The following is a 21,439-nucleotide window of genomic DNA, read 5'->3' on the forward strand; positions in this document are numbered from 1 at the left end:
ACACCTACAAGGTTTTAAAAACCTTGCAGGATTACAACTAAAACAAGACCTCACAGTCCCGATAGCTATCGGTATGGAAATCTGTGAGGTCTAAACCAAAAACCATGAACACACCAAACCCAAGCATGTCGCTTACCAAGCCAGAAGCTTTTGACCTCAGCACCAAGCAGCGCATTTATGTCGCGATGGGCATGATAGGCCTTATCATATTGGCACTTGCAGCATTTAATGTCACATTCCCATACCGTCCACTTGCATTGACCACGGCATTGGTACTTATTGCGCTTGGCGCCATTTTATTTGCCAATGATTTGTATCTCGGTAAAATGGAAGGCATCAAAAACGATGGCGTCATGTTCAAGTCCATTTCATCCCGGGGTATTTGGGCTTGGATTTCTGGCATTGCGTTTACCAGTTTTTACATTCTCTTATATTTTAGGGCGGAATGGTTAGGCCTTGCCAAGGAGGGTGCAGAAAACACTGGGCTTGTCGCTTTATTTGATCCCTTGAGCAAATTGTTAAACGGCAATCCTGCCAGCCAGTGGTTTGTTTATGGTACATTATACACCCTGGCCATTCTAGTTTTTGGATATAAATTCTTATTGAAATACCGCAACAATAGCTACCAACGTTTACGAACCTTCTCAGTGATGTTTTTTCAATTGAGTTTTGCATTTTTGATTCCTGAGTTCATGTCGCGCTTAAACTCAGAGTCTTTTAGTTTGCCTTATTACGATTTAAAAAATATATGGCCTCTCAATTATTATAATTTCGAGCAATACCGTGTCGACGATTTTATAAGCGCTGGCAACGCTGGCCTGGCACTTCTCATCTTTGGTTTACTTTCCATTTTTGTGATTACGCCTATTTTAACCTATAAATACGGTAAACGCTGGTACTGCTCTTGGGTATGTGGTTGTGGTGGCTTGGCCGAAACAGCGGGCGACTCGTTTAGACATTTGAGTGACAAACGCCAGTTCGCCTGGAAGATTGAGCGCTGGGTGGTGCATAGCGTCGTGGTTTTTGTGACCTTGATGACCACCGCGGTTGTATATTCCTATTTGGGCGAAGACAGTAGCACGTATTGGCTTACAAAATCGACTTTTTTGATTGGTGTTGGCAGTCTGCTCACTATAGTATTCGCGCTCGTGATGATTTTTAAACGTGAGCAATTGGCTAAAGATGCCCAATATGGCGCCATTGGCTATTTTGTGATTATCATGGTTTTAATTGGTTTGCATTACTTTAACGGTAGCGACTTGTTTTTATTTAGAGCGGAATCCCTGCGTCAATATTACGGTTTTCTAATCGGCGCCATCTTCTCGGGTGTGATTGGCACTGGGTTTTATCCCATTTTCGGAAACCGGGTTTGGTGCCGATTTGGTTGCCCAATGGCGGCAATTTTAGGATTTCAGCAACGTTTATTTTCAAAATTTAGAATTACCACCAATGGCGGCCAATGTATTTCCTGCGGCAACTGCTCCACCTATTGCGAGATGGGCATTGACGTAAGAGCTTACGCCCAAAAAGGCGAAAACATCGTGCGCTCCAGTTGTGTGGGTTGTGGGATTTGCGCTGCCGTGTGCCCAAGAGGGGTTTTGAAATTGGAAAATGATGGTTTGAAAGGGCGTATCAACTCCAATGATATTTTATTGGGCAATGATGTGAACTTGATGGATTTAGTTAATGAGAAATGAGTTTTAGTACCTGTTATCTGTTATCTGTTATCTGTTTTCGGTTTTCGGTTTTCGGTTTTCAGAAGTTCAAGGTTCAAATTTACAGTAACGAAAGCGTCTATACGTTTAGAGCATTTAGAAAACTCGAACTCAAACAGGATTTAACTACGGAAGCTTTCCGAAGAAAACAACACATCTGTTGCTCTTAACTTAAAGTAAAAATTGCATTAACATTACAAGATGTGATTTTTTGTATTTTTTCATTGTGGAAAAATTATCATATCAATATTGTCCGACAAAGACTTAAGACCCTGCCTACCGGCAGGCAGGCGCTTCGCTGCGAGACATAAGACCTGCCTGTCCGGCAGGCATAAGACTTGATTCGTAAACATTTGAGAATTAAGCCCATCTTAGGTTCAATGACGACGAATTTTCTGATAACGATATGAATCTGTTAGATTTTGTTATTGAAAAATTCGGAAATCAATCGGCAAAACAGCTTGTTAATTATACCCATCGTGAAAACTCACCGTGGCACAAAACAGCTATAGAACATTCCGTTTTAGGTTTATTAGATAATGAGGCGATTAACAACACTGAGTTAGTCATTGACAAGTCCAGTTTGATACAACACGACGCGCGCAAAAAGCTCGTTTACAACGACTTTGTTGAAGCGAATTGAAATGTTTAAAGAAAACCGCATAATTTACTTCGATCCTTTCTATTATAAAAATGGTAACACCGCAAAACCAAAATACGTTGTTGTTTTAAAAAATCAGGCCGACTTCACTATTTTAGCTGCTTTACCAACACGAACAGATTCAGTTCCAAAAAAAGAAGAAATTGCGAATGGCTGTATTGAACTTCCATTGATAAATCTCAACTGCTTTGTGTTTTCTAATGACATCATCATTACCGATTGCGGCAAGACCTTCGATTTCAAAACCCATATTTACGGACACCAAATAGAGAGCTATTAAGTTTCCTATTTAGAAGAAATTTATCCAATTGAGCATACAGATTATCTGATATGGGGCAAAATGAGAGCCGAACTATTTCAAGCGGTAATTGAATGTTTGAGTGATTCTAAGTCGGTTAAACGAAAGTATCTTAAAATCTTAAGAAACTAAGTGATTCAACATTCTTAAATTCATCAAGTCTTCAACACACTGAACAAGATTTCTAACATTCTAGAAGACCTATTTTCATCACGAGTGCAACAATCGTCTTCTCCATCAATTTGCAAGCTTTTTTATTTTTCTGGAAGACTGAAGGTTTTTTGATAGTCCTGAATTTTAAAATCAATCAGACTTATATGCCATGGGTTTTCTAAAGAAACTACGTAGGATTCCACCCCTAAAAAATTATCCAATCCCTAATCCATCGCAAATCAGCAGATGAAATAATAACCCAAATAACAGCTTTTCAGCCTTCAGCAAATGAATTGCCTCGATGCAAGCATACGAGGTGTCAAATTCCAAAAAAAAGGAAAAACGATTCAAGCATCTGGGAATTAAACCTTGTGAGATTAAAAAAGCCACAGATCGAAATCTGTGGCTTTTAGCAATTCACTTAAATAACACGCAATACATTTTATAGATTAGGCAATAATACCCTGTCAATCACATGCACAATACCGTTGGTGGTTTGCACATCGGGGATGAGCATGTTGGCTACTTCGCCTCCACTGCCTGCACCAGAAACGGTGATCGTTCCATTTTCAAAAGCACCCAAAGTCAATGCATCCCCACCTAAGGGCGTGATGCTGCCTTGATTCATTTCACAAGTGAATTTACCATTGTTGGCAACCACATGGTTCAATAAAACCGTTGTGACCACATCTACTGGCAATTGGCGAATATCAGCCGGCTCGTTAAAGGTCAAACCCAAAGCAGCCCCTAAATCAATAAAAGCTTGGTCTGAAGGCGCAAATACCGTAAACGACGGGCTGCCTTCCGAAGCAGAAAGCGCGCCTACCAAATTGGTATAGACCACCGCTTCTACTAAATAAGATAATTCTGGAGTTGTAAATACATTTGCACTTTGCAGGGCAATTGCCGACTGTACAATATCAACGCCGGTTGCAATCATCACTTTATCGATGGCATGCACCGTACCATTGCTGGCCATAATATCGGTTGCCAAAATTTTTGAACCATTGATATAAAGATCGCCATCTCGGGACACAAAACGTCTATCCACACCAATGGCGGAAGTTGAGGCAACGCCATCCATGATCGCATCACTTCTTAAATTTCCGTTAGAGACGTGGTACAATAAGGTATTGGTCAAAAAAGCTGGTTGCAACACACCCAAGGTGTTTTCATTTAATCCCAATCTGCCAAAAGCATCATTGGTTGGCGCAAAAACCGTATAATCTCCCGAGGGATCGTTTGGGTTGGAATTGCTGAGTGTCACTGCCACATTACCCAATACCGCAGCGGCTTCCAGGGTACTGAAATTTGGATTGGACACCGCAATGTTCGCTATGGAAGGCGCTTCGTCTTCATAACTGGAGTTGCTCTCACAAGCGTAAAGCAAGCTAATGGCAAGTACAGACATTAGTGCATATTTCAAAGTATATAAATTTTTCATAATCGTATAATTAATGGGTTTTGATTAAAATGAGTAAACGAGTCCGCCATAAAAACCTGTGGACTTTCCAAGGTTTCTACCAGCCACATAAGCATTAGCGCCAGCGGTAAGGCCAATGCCTCCATATAAAGGGGCATAGCCATTCACACCAACTCTGGTGTAATTGACACGGGTTGCAGGAAAAAAGCCAGTAAAGCCTTCGCCCAAAATATCAACGCCACTTTTATCTGACAATTGATTGGCCACAAACGCATCTACATAAAACTTAGACGCTGCGTAACCTATTTTCAATTCACTTATCAAGGCATGCGGTGCATTGTTGCCCTTAAAACTGTAACCTGCCTGCCCTGTAGCGAACACGCCAGAATTGTTCTTAAAGGTTGCAATCCCAAGCATGTTAAAGCTCGTGGCTTCATTGCCAATGGCGATGATGGACTGTAAACCCTCATCTGCCCTGTAATCACCCAAAGGGGTTTCAAAACCGGCAGCAGCAATGAGATCCAAGGTATTGTTACCCAGATTTGACTGAAGGAATCTGTATTTCGCATAGATTTTTAAATCCTGCACGCCTTTACGTTCATTTTCAAAACCATTATTGGTTAGAACGGCGTCGCTTGCATTGCCTTCAGACTTGATGTAAGGCAGGTTGAGCACAAGGTTGAAATTATCGCTGATTCCTATTTCGCCGTACAACGAAATGCTTGAAATGCTCACATCATTAAAGACGGGGACACCATCAATTTCTTCTGGCACTAAATAAACCTCATCATAAGATTCATTAGAATAGGATAAGACCAAAGCGCCTTCTCCTGCTTTTTTCATAAAGCCACTTACCGGGCTTTGGGCCAAGATTAGACCCGGGATCAACAAGCATAAACTTGCTAAGATTGTAATGTTGGTTTTCATAATTATCATTTTTAAATAAAATTGTTAGTGATGCCTTACCTACGGAAGAAGGTTCGACACGGTTTCAACACTCTTAAAAAAACCTGAACTCCCAAATACTCGTAACTATCCAAAACCATAAGTATTGAAACGCTTTGAAGCTGTTTCAAATCCTAACAATTTTCTAACTTCATCCTTATATTATGTATCTAAAATCTGCTTTTCTCCTCTTGGTTTTTTTTCGAATCGCTTCCGGTCAAAAAGACTATGTTCGCAATTATGACCCCAACGGCATACTCCAAGCGGAAGGCTGGATGCTTAATAATGAAAAAGTGGATTTCTGGACCTATTATCATAATAATGGCAGCATTGCCAAAAAAGGCAATTTCAACCATGGGAAAAAGCATGGGTATTGGTACTTTTATTCCGAAAATAAAATGCTACTGAAAGAAGGACGTTTTAAAAACGACAAAGCAAGCGATTGGTGGATTTTCTATTCGGAAAAAGGAACGCAGAAAGTTCAGTTTGAAAACGGAATGAAAGAAGGTTACGCCTTGGTTTATAGAGACAGCCGCCTAAGAAAAGCGGAACGTTACAGCTCCAATCAAAAGACGGGAGAATGGACCTCGTATTTCAGCTTTAAAAAAGACAATCCCAACCTAAAATTTTAATGAGCCCACGCATAAAAGTCATCATCCCAGCCTACAACGAAGCAAATTCCATTGCTTTGGTAATAAAAGACATTCCGCAATTTGTGGATGAGATCATTGTGGTTAGCAATAATTCCAACGACGCCACCGAGGTCAATGCCAAAAACGCGGGTGCCACGGTATTATCACAACCCTTAAGAGGCTATGGCAACGCCTGTTTGAAAGGCATGGATTACATTTCAAAAGCTTCAGATAAACCAGACATCGTGGTATTCCTAGATGGCGATTACAGTGATTACCCAGAGCAAATGACTAAAATTATCGCTCCAATTCTAGAAGATAATATCGATTTTGTAATTGGTGCTCGTGATAAGGCGTTGAGAGAAACGGGTTCAATGACCTTCCCGCAAATCTTTGGGAACTGGTTGGCGACCTCTTTGATGTCGCTTTTTTTCAATGCAAAGTTTAGTGATTTGGGTCCGTTTCGCGCCATTAAATATCACAAACTGCTGCAATTGCAAATGGAAGACAAAACTTATGGGTGGACCGTTGAGATGCAGCTCAAAGCCATAAGACAAAAATTATCATATACCGAAGTGCCAGTAAATTACAGAAACAGAATAGGCGTCTCAAAAGTTTCAGGAACCATAAAAGGTGCTATATTTGCAGGCGCAAAAATCCTAGGTTGGATTTTTAAATACAGCTTTAAAAAATGATTCTTGAAACAATAATTATTGTCATCTATTCTATTGCTATTGTACTGATTTTCATGTACTCACTAGCGCAATTGAATCTGCTCAATAACTATTTATCCTCCAAAAAAAAGCAGCAATCCTGTGAGACTTTTGATTTTGAAAACCCTGAGGAAGTCCCTCTCGTAACCATCCAGTTGCCGGTTTTCAACGAAATGTATGTGATGGAACGCCTCTTGGATAACATCGCACTACTCGATTATCCTAAAAATAAATTGGAAATCCAGGTTTTGGATGATTCTACAGATGAAACCGTCGCAACCACGAGAGCGCATGTAGCAGCCCTGAAAAAAACCGGACTGGACATACAACATATCACAAGAACTGATCGCAGTGGCTTTAAAGCTGGCGCACTCAAGGAAGGACTCAAAGTGGCCAAAGGCGAGTACATTGCCATTTTTGATGCCGATTTCCTTCCGAAGCAAAATTGGCTCAAAAGCACCATTCCGTTTTTTAAGGATGAGAAAATTGGTGTCGTGCAAACCCGTTGGGGCCATATCAACCGCAATTATTCACTGCTTACCAAAATTCAAGCTTTTGCACTTGATGCCCATTTTACCTTGGAACAAGTGGGGCGAAACAGTAAAGGCCATTTTATCAATTTTAATGGTACTGCTGGCGTATGGCGCAAAACCTGCATCCTCGATGCTGGCAATTGGGAAGGCGACACGCTTACTGAAGATTTGGATTTAAGCTACCGCGCCCAACTCAAAAACTGGAAATTCAAATATCTGGAAGATGTGGAAACGCCTGCAGAATTGCCGGTGGTAATTAGCGCGGCCCGTTCCCAACAATTTAGATGGAATAAAGGTGGGGCTGAGAATTTTAGGAAAATGCTGTGGAAGCTTGTCAAATCGGATAACATTTCAAATAAGACCAAAATCCACGGTTTATTGCATTTGCTGAATAGCACCATGTTTTTGAACGTCTTTATAGTTGCTGTTTTGAGCATCCCGATGTTATACATCAAGAATGAATACGAGCATTTACGCTTCTATTTCTATTTCATGAGCTTCTTCGTGACTAGCACCATCATCTTTTTTGTGTGTTATTGGTTCATGTACAAGCAGATTTATGGCAGCGGCTTCAAAAAATTCTTCAACTATATTGGCATGTTCTTTACCTTTTTTGCAATTGCGATGGGCTTTTCACTGCACAATTCGATTGCGGTATTAGAAGGTCATTCTGGCAAACGCAGTGAATTTGTGCGTACGCCAAAATTCAATATCAATTCCATAAAAGATTCTTGGAAGGGTAATAAATACCTGCGGAAAAAATTATCGATAAACGTCTTCATTGAAGGTGCTTTGATGCTTTATTTCGCATTCGGACTTTACAGCGCGTTTGTGGTTGGCGATAAAGGTGGTGATTTCGGACTGTTTCCATTCCATCTCATGTTGTTTTTGGGCTTTGGTTATGTGTTTTTCACATCGATCACCTCGAAGGTTTAGTTCCATATGGATGGGTTAGGACCATAGACCGTCCTGATAGGAATCGGGACTGCTAGAGTCTAGAATCTAGAGTTTAGAGTCTAGAACATAGAACATAGACTTGATTGTGACTCCTTGAGAAGCGGAGCAGTTGTTTTTTGAACTCCGTGATAATGGCATTTCAGTAATTAAAGCGTTGGCCAACCTCTAAACTTTCAAAAATTTGTTAGTTTCGAAGGATTGGACTTTAAAAAACCTGGCATTCAACCTAACACCGATGTTTAAGTACGACACTTTAAAACTTTATAAATTCCCCATACTCATCGCCTTGTCGAGTATGGCTTTTTATTTCAGTTTTGCTTACGATCTTGAGCGCAGCAACCACACTAAACTCCTCACGCTCTATGTAGGACTTTGGGTCGCTTTCTATTTTTTATTGAAGTTCGCCAAGCACAATCTCAAATTACTAACGCTTTTAGCCTTTCTATTTCGGGCGCTTTTTATTTTGGCGATTCCCAATTTGTCACAGGACTTTTACCGCTTTATTTGGGATGGTCGCATGATTCTGGCAGGTATCAATCCGTATCTCTTTACTCCAGAATCGGTAATGAACGCTTCCAACTTACCAATTGCGGAAGCTCAGCAACTTTACGATGGCATGGGCCAGTTGAGCGCGACGCATTTCAGCAACTATCCGCCACTAAACCAGTTGTGCTTTAGTATCGCCGCATTGTTTGCCGGCCACAGTATTTTAGGGTCTGTGGTGGTTTTAAGGCTGCTTATCATTGCTGCAGATTTTGGCACTTTATACTTCGGAAGAAAACTATTGCGAAAACTGAAGTTGCCCGAACATCATATTTTTTGGTACATTCTCAATCCGTTCATCATCATAGAACTCAGCGGAAACTTGCATTTTGAAGGGCTAATGGTATTCTTTTTGATCTGGAGTCTATACCTCTTGCATGCCGGAAAATGGCGGTGGGCGGCGGTTTTGTTTGCTTGTTCCATTTCTGTAAAATTGATACCGCTTTTATTCTTGCCTTTGTTTTATGGGTATTTTAGGAAACCAGAAAAAAGGGCGCAGCTTGAAAATCAGGTTGACAAGACCATACCGGTTTTGAAAATCCGTGCAATCTCACTAAAAAAACTAATTGCATTTTATGGTAGTGTTGGCGCTGTTACCTTGCTACTCTTCTCGCCATTTTTCTCTTGGGAATTTGTGCATAATTATTCTGAAACGGTGGCGCTCTGGTTCAACAATTTCGAGTTCAATGCTAGCCTTTATTATCTCGCTCGTCAGTTAGGCTTCTGGCTTAGTGGTTACAATGAAATCGCTGTTATCGGGAAAATCTTTGCTGTTTTAGTCTTTTTGTCTGTGATGAGTCTGGCTGCCTTACGAAGCAGAAAAGACACTAAGGTTTTGATTGGCCAAATGCTGTTTGCTTTTGCGATCTTTCTGTTTTTTAGCACCACGGTTCATCCTTGGTATTTGGCAACCTTATTGCTTTTGAGCGTGTTCACTACTTATAAGTTTCCTTTAATTTGGAGCGCTGTGGTCATGTTGAGTTATTTTGCCTACAGCACTGGCAGTGAATCTGGCAGTAGTGAAAATCTGTTGATCATTGCGATTGAATATATTGTGGTGTTTGGGGTTTTGATTTGGGAGCTGTTTTTCAAAAGAGTGAAAGAGGGCTTTAAATGAACTTGAACTTGATCCCGATAGCTATCGGGAGAAGTTGAATTTGAAAGAATACCGGAATAATGCGCTTCTGAATGGTTCCCGCAGATTGTGCGGATTTTCGCAGATGATTTATTTGCTGCTGAATGGTTCCCGCGGATTGCGCGGATCTTCGCAGATGTTTTATTTGCTTCTGAGTGGTTCCCGCAGATTGCGCGGATTTTCGCAGATGTTTTATTTGCTTCTGAATGGTTCCCGCGGATTGCGCGGATTTTCGCAGATGGTTTATTCGCTTCTGAGTGGTTCCCGCGGATTGCGCGGATTTTCGCAGATGGTTTATTCGCTTCTGAGTGGTTCCCGCAGATTGCGCGGATTTTCGCAGATGATTTATTTGCTGCTGAATGGTTCCCGCAGATTGCGCGGATCTTCGCAGATGATTTATTCGCTTCTGAATGGTTCCCGCGGATTAGGCGGATATTCGCAGATGGTTTATTCGCTTCTGAGTGGTTCCCGCAGATTGCGCGGATTTTCGCAGATGGTTTATTCGCTTCTGAGTGGTTCCCGCAGATTGCGCGGATCTTCGCAAATGTTTTATTTGCTTCTGAGTGGTTCCCGCAGATTGCGCAGATCTTCGCAGATGGTTTATTCGCTTCTGAATGGTTCCCGCGGATTGCGCGGATTTTTCGCAGATGTTTTGTTCGCTTCTGAATGGTTCCCGCGGATTGCGCGGATTTACGCAGATGTTTGTTTTAGGGATATAATGGCAGGCTTCCATTTTTATACAAAAAAAAGGCCAACTAAAAAGTTGACCTTCATACACTCCTATCTTTTGGAGATTAGTTTTGTTTCAAATTAACGATGCTGTAAGTTTCAGTTTCTTCGTCATAGCCATCTTCATCGGTAACAACTTCCGATTCGATGGTATAGGTTACCGTAAATTTTTTTCCCACCAAGGCTTCAGATTTCAAATCGAAATTTGACAGCAATTTGGCGTCGATATCCTGAAAGGTCATGGTGTACTCGTTATCATCGGTATCTGTTCCAATAAAATTATACCCATAATCTTCGTGACCGTCATAAGTGCCTTCAAAGGTCATCGTCTCTTGCGTGGCCGAACGCAATGAAGTTAAAGTAAAAAAGCACAGCACTAATAAGCTAACAATGGCAATTGATTTTGTTTTCATGTTGAGAAATTTTAATGTTGAATTGAACTCATTTGAGTCTGCTTTGAAACAAACCCATCGGAGGTTTGCCACTTCAAGTCCGATTTTGCTTTTAGTAATTTCATCGCAATGAATTACGTGTGGAATATCTTATTTACGTTTATACTCGTGTTTTAGATTAAGTGTAATGCATTTTTATAGATTTTTTAGAAGCTCGAGGCTAGGAGCTAGATGCTAGAAGGTAGAATCTAGAGGCTAGACTTGATTCTAACTTAATGATAGGCAAAATGAACTACCTGCAAGCTTATTGGCCCAACTTAGCAAGACTCTTGACTGAGACCTATCGGGACTCAAGAACCAGACAGGTCTGAAAAAACATCGTTTGGTATAAAAAAAGCCAACTTCTTAAAGTTGACTTATAATATTGTTCAGTAAAAGAAAGAACGAACTGAATGCTAACTAGTTTATTGGCAGGTATTAATCCTCATCCTCTTCAATCTCATCTTCGGGATCCATTTCTGGCTCCTGCACTGCTTCTGGATCGTCTGTATCGAAGGCTTCGTAGTCATCTTCATCATAATTCTCCATAGTCACTTCCAGTTTGGTACTTACCTTAACAAGGTATTTGGTATCTTTTGTAGTGACCTCAACAGCTTCAACGAGCTCATTATTGGCATTTTTGAAAGAGATGATCTGTTCATCGTCATAACCATCGGGATATTTTTCAACTAATAGAGCCAAAATTTCTGGCGTTAGTTTTTTGAAATCAACGATGACTCGTTTTAAATTGGCGTTTTTTGGCTTCATATTAAAAATGCTATTAAGGCTTCAAATATATTATTTATTCTGAAACTCTTATCACGTTATAAAAATCTTTTCTTCTGTCTTTCAAATTTTTTACTGCCCCGAAGTTATGCAACTCCCTCAAAAGGCTCAAATCGACATCGGCCACCAAGATCATCTCGGTATTTGTGGTTGCCTCGGCCTTGATGCCATTATTTGGGAACGAAAAATCACAGGGCGTAAACACTGCAGATTGCGCGTATTGGATGTCCATATTATTCACATTTGGCAAATTACCAACACTGCCTGCAATGGCAACATAACACTCATTTTCAATGGCACGCGCCTGTGCACAGATGCGCACTCGCGAATAGCCATTTTGGGTATCGGTCAAGAAGGGCACAAAAAGGATGTCCATGCCTTCATCTGCCAGCAATCTGGAAAGTTCTGGAAATTCAGAATCATAGCAAATCAGGATGCCTATTCTACCACAATCGGTATCAAAGGTTTGCAATTTACTCCCGTTTTGCATGCCCCAGACTTTTTCCTCATCTGGTGTGACGTGGATTTTCTCGTAGCGTTCCAAACTGCCATCCCTTCTGCAAAGATAACCAACGTTTAACAATTTATCGCCAACCAGTTCTGGCATACTGCCCGAAATGATGTTAATGTTATAGGAAATGGATAATTGCTGCAGTTTTTCAATGATGACCGCCGTGTATTTCGCCAGTTCCCTAATGGCTTCAGGCTCGTGCAAATGATTGTATTTGGCCATTAACGGCGCGTTGAAAAATTCTGGCAGCAAGGCAAAGTCCGATCGGTAGGCCGAGACACTGTCCACAAAATATTCCACCTGTTCCATTAAATCCTCAAGACCGCTGTAGCTACGCATTTGCCATTGGATCAAGCCCAAACGCACCACGGTTTTTACGGTAGTGGCTTTCTTGTTTTTCTTGGTATAATAAATATTATCCCATTCCATCAAGACCGCATATTCATTGGATTGGGTATCGCCTTCCAAATAACCTTTAATGATACGCACCGGATGGAAATCGTTCGAAATTTGAAAATTGAGCACCGGGTCGTGGATTTCCTTCCGCTTGACCTTTTCGATGTATTGCTTAGGCGTTAATTCATTCTTGAATTTGTGGTAGTTAGGCATCCTTCCGCCGAAAACAATACTCTTTAGGTTCAACTCCTCACAAAGTTCCTTGCGGTAATCGTACAAACGCCTTCCCAAGCGCAGGCCTCTAAACTCTGGCCTAATGAACACATCGATACCATATAGGGTATCGCCACGTGAGGTATGGGCCTTAAACTTGTCATCATCTGCAATATCGGCATAGGTGTGATCGTCTTCCAACATGGCAGAATCAACGATTAGCGACAAGGCGCAGCCCGCAATATTACCATCGATTTTTATAACGACCTGCCCTTTCGGGAAAATCGTGGTCAGGCGCTCTACGTGGTGTTTTTCCCAAAATGAATTGAGCATGCCATCGTAAGACTGCAAGGTCGCTGCTTTTAATTCCTTAAAATCATCAACATTGAGGTATTCTAATTCTATATTTTCAATTTTCTGTTCTTCCATAGGTTTTAGTACTAGGTACTAGGTATTTGGTATTAGGTAGTAGGTTGTAGGTAGTAGGTTGTAGGTTGTAGGTTGTAGGTTGTAGGTACTAGGTACTAGGTATTAGATATTAGAGGTTAATCTTCAATCTATAGCTAACTTTAGTTCTATTCGTTTAATTGACCTCTGCGGGGCCCTAAGGATGCATTAATACTTAATTCTAAGCATCTTAATTCTCATCTACATATCCAAAAGATACGCAAAAATCAAAGGTGCCACGATGGTGGCGTCACTTTCAATGATGAATTTTGGTGTGTCTATATCTAACTTGCCCCAAGTGATTTTTTCATTTGGCACAGCTCCAGAGTACGACCCATAACTGGTTGTGGAGTCACTGATTTGGCAGAAATAGCTCCAAAACGGTGTTTCTGGACGTTCCATATCTTGATAGAGCATTGGCACCACACAGATTGGGAAATCGCCAGCAATACCGCCTCCAATTTGGAAAAAGCCGATGCCATTTTTAGAGTTTTCAGTGTACCATTCTGCCAAAAAGGTCATGTACTCGATACCCGATTTCATGGTGCTTACTTTCAATTCTCCCTTGAGCACGTAGCTTGCAAAGATATTCCCCATGGTACTATCTTCCCAACCTGGGCAAATGATAGGCAGATTTTTTTCAGCAGCGGCGTACATCCATGAATCCTTAAGATCAATTTCATAGTGCTCCTCCAGAACGCCAGAAAGCAATAATTTGTACATGTATTCATGCGGAAGGTAACGTTCGCCTTTGGCTTCAGCATCCTGCCAGATTTTTACGATGTGTTTTTGGATTCTTCGGAAGGCTTCCTCCTCAGGAATACACGTATCGGTTACCCGGTTAAGGCCTTTTTCCAACAAATCCCATTCATCTTGGGGCGTTAGATCCCGGTAATTGGGAACCCGTTTGTAATGTGAATGCGCGACGAGGTTCATGATGTCTTCTTCTAGGTTGGCGCCTGTGCAGGAGATGATTTGTACTTTATCCTGGCGAATCATTTCGGCAAAAATCTTACCCAACTCTGCGGTACTCATGGCACCCGCAAGAGACACCAGCATTTTTGCGCCAGACTCCAACTGCGCCTCATAGCCCTTGGCAGCATCTACCAGAGCTGCTGCGTTGAAATGCAGATAATATTTTTCTATAAATTGTGAAATATGTCCTTTACTCATGGTCTTCTTCATTATTGAATTTGGAAATCTTATTGGTGTTTCCTTTGGATTCTTTAAAATTATTCTCGTAATCGTCGGCAGCGTTGTCGTTTAAAAACTTATAAGTTAACATTTTATAGTATAATTTTGCCGCAACAAAATCTGAAGACTTCTCTTCAGGATTAGGGCAAAGCTCCACAATATCAAAACCCACCACGTTTTTCTCTTCAAAAACCTGGCGAATAAAATCCAGTGTTTCGTACCAAAATAAACCTCCAGGCTCAGGCGTGCCTGTAGAAGGCATGATGGAAGGATCTAAAGCATCGAGATCAAAAGTGATGTACACATTATCTGTCATTTGGTCGATGGCAGAGTCCATCCAAGTCTCGTCCATAGCCATTTCATGGGCGAAGTAGGTTTTCTCCTCATCCATGACGGTGGTTTCCATCACGTCCATACTGCGAATGCCCACTTGGATTAAATTGGTGGTTTGGCTCGCTTCATAAACCGCACAGGCATGGTTGCATTTACTGCCATGATAGGTTTTTCTTAAATCGGCGTGCGCATCAATCTGCAACACGGTAAGATCATCAAAACATTCATTAAAGGCGCGAATGGTACCAATGGAAATGGAATGTTCGCCACCAAAGGTAGTGACAAATTTATTGCGCTTGATGTACTTTTTTACCGTTTTATGAACGGCATCCACAACAGCTTCCGCCGAGGTATTTTCGATAATGGCATCGGCCAGGAAAACGCCTTGCTTGTAGACTTCGGTCTTGGTCTCAATGTCATAGAGTTCCATGTTTTCCGAAGCATTCAAGAAAGCTTCAGGGCCTTTGTCGGCACCTTTTTGCCATGTACTAGTCCCATCATAAGGTACAGGAATGAGTACAATTTTAGAAGTGTCTAACTTAGAATACTGGTCTTCGATCCCAGCGTAGGTTTTAGTGTTCATTTTATAAAGGTGTTGTTTTAACGTACAAAAATTATTTTGGTGTTTCTTTAGCTTCCCCAGAAGCACCGCGGTTAACGGGTTGAAAAACCCTTCAGATGCAATCAAAATCAAAAGATGGCTTCAGCTTATTTCAAATGTACTATCGTTTCTATACGTGCCATATTCAAGTTTGAAGCCTTCATTTACTTCACTGCTTCAGTATTATAACCCAATATTTTAAGCAGATCCTCACTTTTTTGTTGTTCAGCAAAGACTTCTGTGGTGATGTTTCCGTCTTTATCCTTATTGATCAAGATGTGTTTTGGAGAGGGGATTAGGCAATGTTGCAAACCACCAAAGCCACCAATGGTTTCTTGATAAGCGCCCGTATTGAAAAAGCCGATATACAAGGGTTTCTCCTTATTATATTTGGGCAGGTAAATGGCGTTCATGTGTTGCTCACTGTTGTAATAATCATCACTGTCACAGGTTAATCCTCCCAAAAGCACACGCTCATACGAATCGTACCAGCGGTTGATTGGCAACATGATAAACCGTTTGTTGATGGCCCAGGTATCTGGCAGGGTTGTGATGAACGAGGAGTTGATCATGTTCCATTTTTCACGGTCATTTTGCTGTTTTTGATACAGCACTTCATAGATGGCACCACCACTTTCGCCGACGGTAAAGCTACCAAATTCAGTAAAAATATCTGGCACATCTACTTCCTCCATCTCACAAACCGCCTTGATTTGGTGAATGATCTCATCGACCATATACTGATAATCAAACTCATAGGCCAGTGAATTTTTAATTGGGAAGCCGCCGCCAATGTTCAAGCTATCCAAACTAGGACACACTTTCTTGAGGCTGGTGTACAATTTGAGACATTTGGCAAGTTCATTCCAATAATACGCATTGTCACGAATCCCGGTATTAATGAAAAAGTGAAGCATTTTAAGCTCTACCTGTTCATTATCCTGAATTTGATTTCTATAGAAAGGCACAATATTTTTATAACCAATTCCCAATCGCGAAGTATAGAATTCAAATTTTGGCTCCTCTTCTGAAGCAATACGGATCCCGACCTTGAATTTGCCCTTGATCTCTTCAGAAAGCAATTCAATTTCTTCCATATTATCAATGATGGGAATGGCGTTTTTATGCCCATTATTGATGAGCCTGGCGATATTGGTCACGTATTGGGCACGTTTAAAGCCATTGCTAATGACGTAAGTATCGTTAGTGATCTTGCCTTCCGACTTTAATTTCTCAACAATATCGATGTCAAAAGCGGAAGAGGTTTCAATATGAATGTCATTTTTGAGCGCTTCGTCCAAAACATGCTTAAAATGCGAGCTTTTGGTGCAGTAGCAATAGTTGTATTTACCCTCATAGCCATTGTCTTTTATGGCTTTTTCGAACCATTTTTTAGCCCGGTGGATGTTGTTTGAAATCTGCGGAAGGTAGGTGAACTTCAATGGCGCACCATAGTCTTCAACCAACTTCATTAAATCGATGCCATGAAACTCCAATGTTTTGTCTTCCAACTTGAATTCTTCCTGTGGAAAATCGAAGGTTTGGCTAATTAGGTCAATATATTTAGTATTCATCTAAAGGTTTTAAATTTAAAAGTACAAACTGAAATAGGCATTTGACTTAAAATAAGATTAATTTTTTAAAAATTCAAAATTATATAAAATACTGCATTTAACATAATGATTTTTTAGATATAAAAAACACAGGCATCCCAGACGCAATCAAGGGATTAGCAGCAGTGTGAACGGCATTTTTTTGAAGCTGTAAATGAACTGAAAATATTCTGAAAAAACCGAATTCCATCTTAATTTTTTGAGTGTCGCTGCCAGATCTAAAAATCGAATAACCCATTGATTTTTAAACCTATCCCCGCGTTTTTTTTGTGAGCGATTGATTTTACTACCCCAGCACTCTAATAATGGCCTTTATCCTAGCCATGGCACGCAGCTTTCTTAGCGGAATGTCTTTAGGCTCAAACTGTTCATTTTGTGAAAGCAATTTAATGTATTTCACACCCAACTCAGACTTTTGCACCTGATTGACGCTTATATATTCCTCATTGGCCAATGCAATGCTCAAGACATACAACTCGCCCCAAAAAATATCATCGGGGAAGTCTGTTATTTGCTTGTAAGCCACAATATCGCCAGTTTTAAGCAAAGGGCTCATGGCATTGCCGGTGATATAAAGTGCAGCATCGCAAGCTTGGATGTTGGGGATTTTAATGCTGTCTATGGGTTTGATGGCTGAAGCATTTGAAAGCAGATCGGCCAAAGCCTCTCCAGGCTCGAGGCGATAGAGCGGGATAGCAACTTCAGGTTTTTCGGTAGGTTTAGACGTTTTATAAGTTTGGTAGGGCTCATTGAGGGTTGATTCGGGCGAGATTGGGCCTGCTCCTGTTAAAAGCCATTCCGCATTGATTTTAGGATAGGTGGTCAATATATTCCCTATAGCATCAGAATTCAAAGGTCTGTTTTTTGCCGAGCCCTTAAAACTCGCATAACTCATGCCTATGGCCGCACAGAAATCCTGATACGACTGTTCATGGATTTTTGCGACATGCAAGGCGCGCTCCTTTATATTGGTAAACTTATAAGCCACGTCGATAGTTATTGGTCAATATATTATCTATATTTGATCTTGTACGTCGTCAAAAGTAATCAAAAAAAAGCGAGCCTTGGGGCTTGCCGATTTTGGCCTTGGGCGGCTTTTAAAACAGAATTATATGGCTATTATCACTTTAAATACAATGGTTCACAACAAAAAAGACTGCATTGCCATACGCTTTGAATATGACAATGCGCTGATTGCACTCATGAAAAAAATGTCTTTTGTGAAATGGAGCCGAACGAAACGCAGCTGGTATGCCGAGCACACCCAACGCAATCGCGATGCTCTTTTGCTTCATTTAAAAAATAGTGAACAGCAGGATCTCAAGATCGTTTCAAAACTTCAAAGCATCATTGCGAAGCCACCCGAAATCAAAGCTGCTCGCAGTTTATCAGCGCCTCAAAAGGAACTCCTCAATAATTTCTACAGCTATTTAAAGGGCAAGCGCTACAGCACGAGCACCATAAAAACCTACAGTGTCTATGTTGCTGATTTTATTGAATTCCAAAAGGAGAAGCCCTTAGCAGCTCTCAGCAATCGCGATGTGGAGCTTTTCATTGAAAGTGTGTTTATAAAGCGCAATTACAGCATTAGCACCCAGCGCCAGTTTATTAGTGCGATGAAACTCTTCACTGTTTTTGAACCCAGCACGCAGATTGAAAATTTAGAATTAACGCGGCCCAACAAGTCAAGATCCTTGCCCAGCGTGATTTCGCAGCAAGAGCTCATACGCTTGCTACAGCGCACCACAAATCTCAAGCACCGTGCTATTTTGGCACTCCTTTATTCTTGTGGTTTGCGCATAAGTGAATTATTGAATTTAAAATTGACCGACATTGACATTGAGCGGCGACAGCTATTTGTAAAAAACAGTAAAGGCCGCAAGGATCGCTACGTGGGTTTGGCTGAAAGTTTTTTACCTCTACTCTCCAATTATTTAATGAGTTACCGACCGAAGTATTATTTTGCTGAAGGCCAACGCGGCAAGGGTTACAGTGCTGAAAGCATAAGATCCTTTTTAAGACGCAACTGCAAGTTGGCTGGCATTTACAAGCACGTCACGCCACACACCTTGCGGCACAGCTACGCCACACATTTACTTGAAAACGGCGTTGACATAAGATACATCCAAACGCTGTTGGGTCACTCCAGACCGGAGACCACGATGATTTACACCCACGTAAGGCGCCAGGATTTAATGAAGATAAGCAACCCTTTGGATGTTGCTGTACAGCAGCTGCGCGATGCGGATAAAAACGAGGCAAACATTGGTTTATCCCGTGGAAATTACAATTAAACACATATATTTGTTGACATATAACTAGTTGTACAATATTTAAAACACTAACTATATGAATTACATTACAGTTGAATTAAAATATCCTCCAAAAAATAAAAGTTTACTTGGAGAAATTTCAAACCTTACGGTAGATGCAATATTAAAAGAACTTAAATCGTCAGCTTTAGAACAAAATAAAAATATCCAATGTGATATTCATAAAGACAACTCTAAAGGAACTATAATTATATCGTTAAATACTAATGACGACAAAAAAATAGAACTGACTAATTTTTGTTGTGACAAATTCAAGAATAAAGTTCGGTTATAGATTTTCCCTTGAATTGAATATCTATACCAACTGACTTTAAAATGTGCCTTTTATTGTACATATCATTAATTAAAGGACTTAACTCACTAATCTCGTTTAGTTTTAGTTCTGATAATTTAAACAAATCACTGAACGAAATTTCATCTGAAACATTATAAATATTTGACATAATAACTGAATTATAAAATTATAAAAAAACATTGTACAACACCGTATATAATACATTGCTACTAATCGCTTATCAAAAAGTTATAGCGATAATCGTTAGATGTTGCTAATTTATAAGGTTAATACTAATTCACGCAACGTATCATATACCTAACGTTGTACACAAGGCTGAAAAAACTCACGATAACGAATGAACGATAGAATTATAAATTGGAATCTTGACCCAGTAATTTTTTGGATAACAGAATCTTTTCCTTTGAAATATTATGGCTTGTTTTTTATGATTGGTATCCTTTTAGCATTTTATGTTGAGAAGCGTATTTACGCTAAAGAAAATATACCAATCGAAAATTTAGACAAGTTATTTATTTACGTTGTTGTTGGAATACTTTTAGGAGCAAGACTTGGACATTGTTTGTTTTATGACCCTTCATACTATTTTGCAAATCCACTCGAAATTTTACTACCAATTAAAAAAATTGGCGATTCTTATCAATTCATCGGATTTCAAGGATTGGCAAGTCACGGAGGAACAATTGGAGTGTTAATAGCAATCGGAATTTATTGTAAAAAGTATAAAACAAATTTTTTATCGGTTTTAGACAAAATTTCAATTGTTGCACCAATAGTTGCGGCCTTTATCAGATTTGGGAATTTTATGAACTCTGAAATTTATGGAAAACCAACAAATGGAAATTGGGGAGTAGTTTTTCAAAGAGATGATTTAATACCAAGACATCCAACTCAACTATATGAGGCATTTTCATATCTTTTAATATTTGGGATATTGGTGCTAATCTATAAGAAGAAAAAGGAAAAATCTAACGGACTGATTTTAGGATTAGCATTAGTATTGATATTTTTAGCAAGATTTATAATCGAGTTTTTTAAAGAAAATCAAGTCGATTTTGAAAGCGGAATGTTAATTAATATGGGACAAATTTTGAGCGTTCCTTTTATAATTATCGGACTGATTTTAATACTTGCGAGGAAAAAGCCCAGTGTACAACACAGTATATAAGCTATGGCTTGGTCTGTGCCTATTTGGAAAATTTATGGATTTCCAAAAGTTAGTTTATATTTGGAGAGGTTCGTGCTGAAACACGCCACAGCTCATATACATAAACGTTGTAAAAAATGGCGGAATTCACTCAGAACTAGACAATCGGAATTCAAAAAACTATTCCTTTCACGGTCGCGGAATTTTTATTTCGGATTTCTAATCCAGTCCCATAAATGAAAAACGGAATTACAAAATCAGAAAAGTTGGCGGTATCTTGAATTGATCAAATCCACTCTGAGTAAAATCGTATTGCGGAATTGCTCACTCATACGGAATTTCCCACTCGAACGGAATCAAGTAGTTCGCGGATTTTGGGAACGGCGGAACTCACTCAATCGCACTATCTCAGGGAAAACAACAACAAAACACAATAATTCCAGGCCACTTTTCACAACATCGCGTATAATTAATTGCTTGGCCTGTTCTTCTTCCGAAAATCCTCGTGGATTCGCTAGTTCGTTTTTATTTGCTAAATTTACTGCTTGAGACGCGCAACTAATCATACTCAAGAGCGTTGTAGTGCATAAAAACCAAACTTTATGGAGATAGGAAATAAAATGATAAAACTTAATTGGAAATTTAGAATTGTGTCAGCAATTTTAACTGGACTTTTATTTGTTGGAATTATGTGTCTGATGG

Annotated in this window: 19 protein-coding genes and 1 pseudogene; 11 read left to right on the plus strand and 9 right to left on the minus strand. The window is 40.1% G+C overall.

What is annotated here, in order from left to right; translation table 11 throughout:
- Positions 1-104 precede the first annotated feature (104 nt).
- The 3 genes and pseudogenes from ESY88_RS09460 (at position 105) to ESY88_RS09470 (ending at position 2,656) form a co-directional block, all read left to right on the plus strand.
- Complete coding sequence (locus tag ESY88_RS09460; RefSeq protein ID WP_147086280.1) at positions 105-1,697, plus strand: 4Fe-4S binding protein; 1,593 nt, start codon at positions 105-107, stop codon at positions 1,695-1,697.
- A 412-nt stretch (positions 1,698-2,109) separates the two neighbouring features.
- Positions 2,110-2,358, plus strand: a pseudogene (locus ESY88_RS09465) (type II toxin-antitoxin system antitoxin SocA domain-containing protein); the annotation flags it as partial.
- A 1-nt stretch (position 2,359) separates the two neighbouring features.
- Positions 2,360-2,656 (plus strand): hypothetical protein, encoded by a 297-nt coding sequence (locus ESY88_RS09470; protein WP_223270786.1) that lies wholly within the window; start codon positions 2,360-2,362, stop codon positions 2,654-2,656.
- Between the two features lie 613 nt (positions 2,657-3,269).
- Here the strand turns inward: ESY88_RS09470 and ESY88_RS09475 are convergent.
- Together ESY88_RS09475 and ESY88_RS09480 are read right to left on the minus strand one after the other, a co-directional pair.
- On the minus strand, positions 3,270-4,271 hold the full coding sequence (locus ESY88_RS09475) for a fasciclin domain-containing protein (protein WP_147086278.1): 1,002 nt from the start codon (positions 4,269-4,271) through the stop codon (positions 3,270-3,272).
- Positions 4,272-4,295: 24 nt separating this feature from the next.
- On the minus strand, positions 4,296-5,177 hold the full coding sequence (locus ESY88_RS09480; RefSeq protein ID WP_147086277.1) for a hypothetical protein: 882 nt from the start codon (positions 5,175-5,177) through the stop codon (positions 4,296-4,298).
- Between the two features lie 182 nt (positions 5,178-5,359).
- Here ESY88_RS09480 and ESY88_RS09485 point away from each other — a divergent pair, with 182 nt between their 5' ends.
- The 5 genes from ESY88_RS09485 (at position 5,360) to ESY88_RS09505 (ending at position 10,374) form a co-directional block, all read left to right on the plus strand.
- Positions 5,360-5,827 carry a toxin-antitoxin system YwqK family antitoxin gene (locus ESY88_RS09485; protein WP_147086276.1) on the plus strand — a complete coding sequence of 156 codons (468 nt, stop codon included), beginning with the start codon at positions 5,360-5,362 and terminating at the stop codon, positions 5,825-5,827.
- Positions 5,827-6,522 carry a glycosyltransferase family 2 protein gene (locus tag ESY88_RS09490; protein ID WP_147086275.1) on the plus strand — a complete coding sequence of 232 codons (696 nt, stop codon included), beginning with the start codon at positions 5,827-5,829 and terminating at the stop codon, positions 6,520-6,522. The genes ESY88_RS09485 and ESY88_RS09490 overlap by 1 nt, the downstream gene beginning before the upstream one ends.
- Entirely contained in the window at positions 6,519-8,009 is a 1,491-nt protein-coding gene (locus ESY88_RS09495) for a cellulose synthase family protein (RefSeq protein ID WP_147086274.1), read from the plus strand. The genes ESY88_RS09490 and ESY88_RS09495 overlap by 4 nt, the downstream gene beginning before the upstream one ends.
- A 256-nt stretch (positions 8,010-8,265) precedes the next feature.
- Complete coding sequence (locus ESY88_RS09500; protein WP_147086273.1) at positions 8,266-9,690, plus strand: glycosyltransferase 87 family protein; 1,425 nt, start codon at positions 8,266-8,268, stop codon at positions 9,688-9,690.
- 87 nt (positions 9,691-9,777) lie between these two features.
- Positions 9,778-10,374 (plus strand): hypothetical protein, encoded by a 597-nt coding sequence (locus tag ESY88_RS09505; protein WP_147086272.1) that lies wholly within the window; start codon positions 9,778-9,780, stop codon positions 10,372-10,374.
- A gap of 128 nt (positions 10,375-10,502) precedes the next feature.
- Here ESY88_RS09505 and ESY88_RS09510 read toward each other — a convergent pair whose 3' ends face one another.
- The 7 genes from ESY88_RS09510 to ESY88_RS09540 all read right to left on the minus strand — a co-directional run bounded on the left by ESY88_RS09510 (position 10,503) and on the right by ESY88_RS09540 (position 17,950).
- Complete coding sequence (locus ESY88_RS09510) at positions 10,503-10,850, minus strand: hypothetical protein (protein ID WP_147086271.1); 348 nt, start codon at positions 10,848-10,850, stop codon at positions 10,503-10,505.
- A gap of 456 nt (positions 10,851-11,306) precedes the next feature.
- Positions 11,307-11,636: a hypothetical protein gene (locus ESY88_RS09515; RefSeq protein ID WP_147086270.1), complete on the minus strand. Its 330-nt coding sequence runs from the start codon at positions 11,634-11,636 to the stop codon at positions 11,307-11,309.
- A 34-nt stretch (positions 11,637-11,670) separates the two neighbouring features.
- A complete protein-coding gene (locus ESY88_RS09520; protein WP_147086269.1) occupies positions 11,671-13,203 on the minus strand; it encodes a carbon-nitrogen hydrolase family protein in 1,533 nt (510 codons plus the stop codon).
- Positions 13,204-13,422: 219 nt separating this feature from the next.
- A complete protein-coding gene (locus ESY88_RS09525) occupies positions 13,423-14,394 on the minus strand; it encodes a deoxyhypusine synthase family protein (protein ID WP_147086268.1) in 972 nt (323 codons plus the stop codon).
- Positions 14,387-15,331: an agmatinase gene (gene speB, locus ESY88_RS09530; RefSeq protein ID WP_147086267.1), complete on the minus strand. Its 945-nt coding sequence runs from the start codon at positions 15,329-15,331 to the stop codon at positions 14,387-14,389. The genes ESY88_RS09525 and speB overlap by 8 nt, the downstream gene beginning before the upstream one ends.
- A 182-nt stretch (positions 15,332-15,513) precedes the next feature.
- Positions 15,514-16,923, minus strand: a complete 1,410-nt coding sequence (locus ESY88_RS09535) for a type III PLP-dependent enzyme domain-containing protein (protein WP_147086266.1) — start codon at positions 16,921-16,923, stop codon at positions 15,514-15,516.
- 325 nt (positions 16,924-17,248) lie between these two features.
- A complete protein-coding gene (locus ESY88_RS09540; RefSeq protein ID WP_147086265.1) occupies positions 17,249-17,950 on the minus strand; it encodes a S24 family peptidase in 702 nt (233 codons plus the stop codon).
- Positions 17,951-18,074: 124 nt separating this feature from the next.
- Here ESY88_RS09540 and xerA point away from each other — a divergent pair, with 124 nt between their 5' ends.
- The 3 genes from xerA to lgt all read left to right on the plus strand — a co-directional run bounded on the left by xerA (position 18,075) and on the right by lgt (position 20,758).
- Complete coding sequence (gene xerA / locus ESY88_RS09545; protein ID WP_147086264.1) at positions 18,075-19,256, plus strand: site-specific tyrosine recombinase/integron integrase; 1,182 nt, start codon at positions 18,075-18,077, stop codon at positions 19,254-19,256.
- A gap of 55 nt (positions 19,257-19,311) precedes the next feature.
- On the plus strand, positions 19,312-19,569 hold the full coding sequence (locus tag ESY88_RS09550; protein ID WP_147089848.1) for a hypothetical protein: 258 nt from the start codon (positions 19,312-19,314) through the stop codon (positions 19,567-19,569).
- 358 nt (positions 19,570-19,927) lie between these two features.
- Positions 19,928-20,758, plus strand: coding sequence for a prolipoprotein diacylglyceryl transferase (gene lgt, locus ESY88_RS09555; RefSeq protein WP_006987059.1), 831 nt, complete (start codon positions 19,928-19,930; stop codon positions 20,756-20,758).
- Positions 20,759-21,439 lie beyond the last annotated feature (681 nt).

Source organism: Subsaximicrobium wynnwilliamsii (assembly GCF_007997225.1).
Classification (GTDB): domain Bacteria; phylum Bacteroidota; class Bacteroidia; order Flavobacteriales; family Flavobacteriaceae; genus Psychroserpens; species Psychroserpens wynnwilliamsii.

Bases quoted from the DNA above. Each gene is read 5' to 3' on its own strand.
- ESY88_RS09460 (WP_147086280.1), top strand. From the start codon at position 105: ATGAACACACCAAACCCAAGCATGTCGCTTACCAAGCCAGAAGCTTTT.
- ESY88_RS09470 (WP_223270786.1), top strand. From the start codon at position 2,360: ATGTTTAAAGAAAACCGCATAATTTACTTCGATCCTTTCTATTATAAA.
- ESY88_RS09475 (WP_147086278.1), bottom strand. From the start codon at position 4,271: ATGAAAAATTTATATACTTTGAAATATGCACTAATGTCTGTACTTGCC.
- ESY88_RS09480 (WP_147086277.1), bottom strand. From the start codon at position 5,177: ATGAAAACCAACATTACAATCTTAGCAAGTTTATGCTTGTTGATCCCG.
- ESY88_RS09485 (WP_147086276.1), top strand. From the start codon at position 5,360: ATGTATCTAAAATCTGCTTTTCTCCTCTTGGTTTTTTTTCGAATCGCT.
- ESY88_RS09490 (WP_147086275.1), top strand. From the start codon at position 5,827: ATGAGCCCACGCATAAAAGTCATCATCCCAGCCTACAACGAAGCAAAT.
- ESY88_RS09495 (WP_147086274.1), top strand. From the start codon at position 6,519: ATGATTCTTGAAACAATAATTATTGTCATCTATTCTATTGCTATTGTA.
- ESY88_RS09500 (WP_147086273.1), top strand. From the start codon at position 8,266: ATGTTTAAGTACGACACTTTAAAACTTTATAAATTCCCCATACTCATC.
- ESY88_RS09510 (WP_147086271.1), bottom strand. From the start codon at position 10,850: ATGAAAACAAAATCAATTGCCATTGTTAGCTTATTAGTGCTGTGCTTT.
- ESY88_RS09515 (WP_147086270.1), bottom strand. From the start codon at position 11,636: ATGAAGCCAAAAAACGCCAATTTAAAACGAGTCATCGTTGATTTCAAA.
- ESY88_RS09520 (WP_147086269.1), bottom strand. From the start codon at position 13,203: ATGGAAGAACAGAAAATTGAAAATATAGAATTAGAATACCTCAATGTT.
- ESY88_RS09525 (WP_147086268.1), bottom strand. From the start codon at position 14,394: ATGAGTAAAGGACATATTTCACAATTTATAGAAAAATATTATCTGCAT.
- speB (WP_147086267.1), bottom strand. From the start codon at position 15,331: ATGAACACTAAAACCTACGCTGGGATCGAAGACCAGTATTCTAAGTTA.
- ESY88_RS09535 (WP_147086266.1), bottom strand. From the start codon at position 16,923: ATGAATACTAAATATATTGACCTAATTAGCCAAACCTTCGATTTTCCA.
- xerA (WP_147086264.1), top strand. From the start codon at position 18,075: ATGGCTATTATCACTTTAAATACAATGGTTCACAACAAAAAAGACTGC.
- ESY88_RS09550 (WP_147089848.1), top strand. From the start codon at position 19,312: ATGAATTACATTACAGTTGAATTAAAATATCCTCCAAAAAATAAAAGT.
- lgt (WP_006987059.1), top strand. From the start codon at position 19,928: ATGAACGATAGAATTATAAATTGGAATCTTGACCCAGTAATTTTTTGG.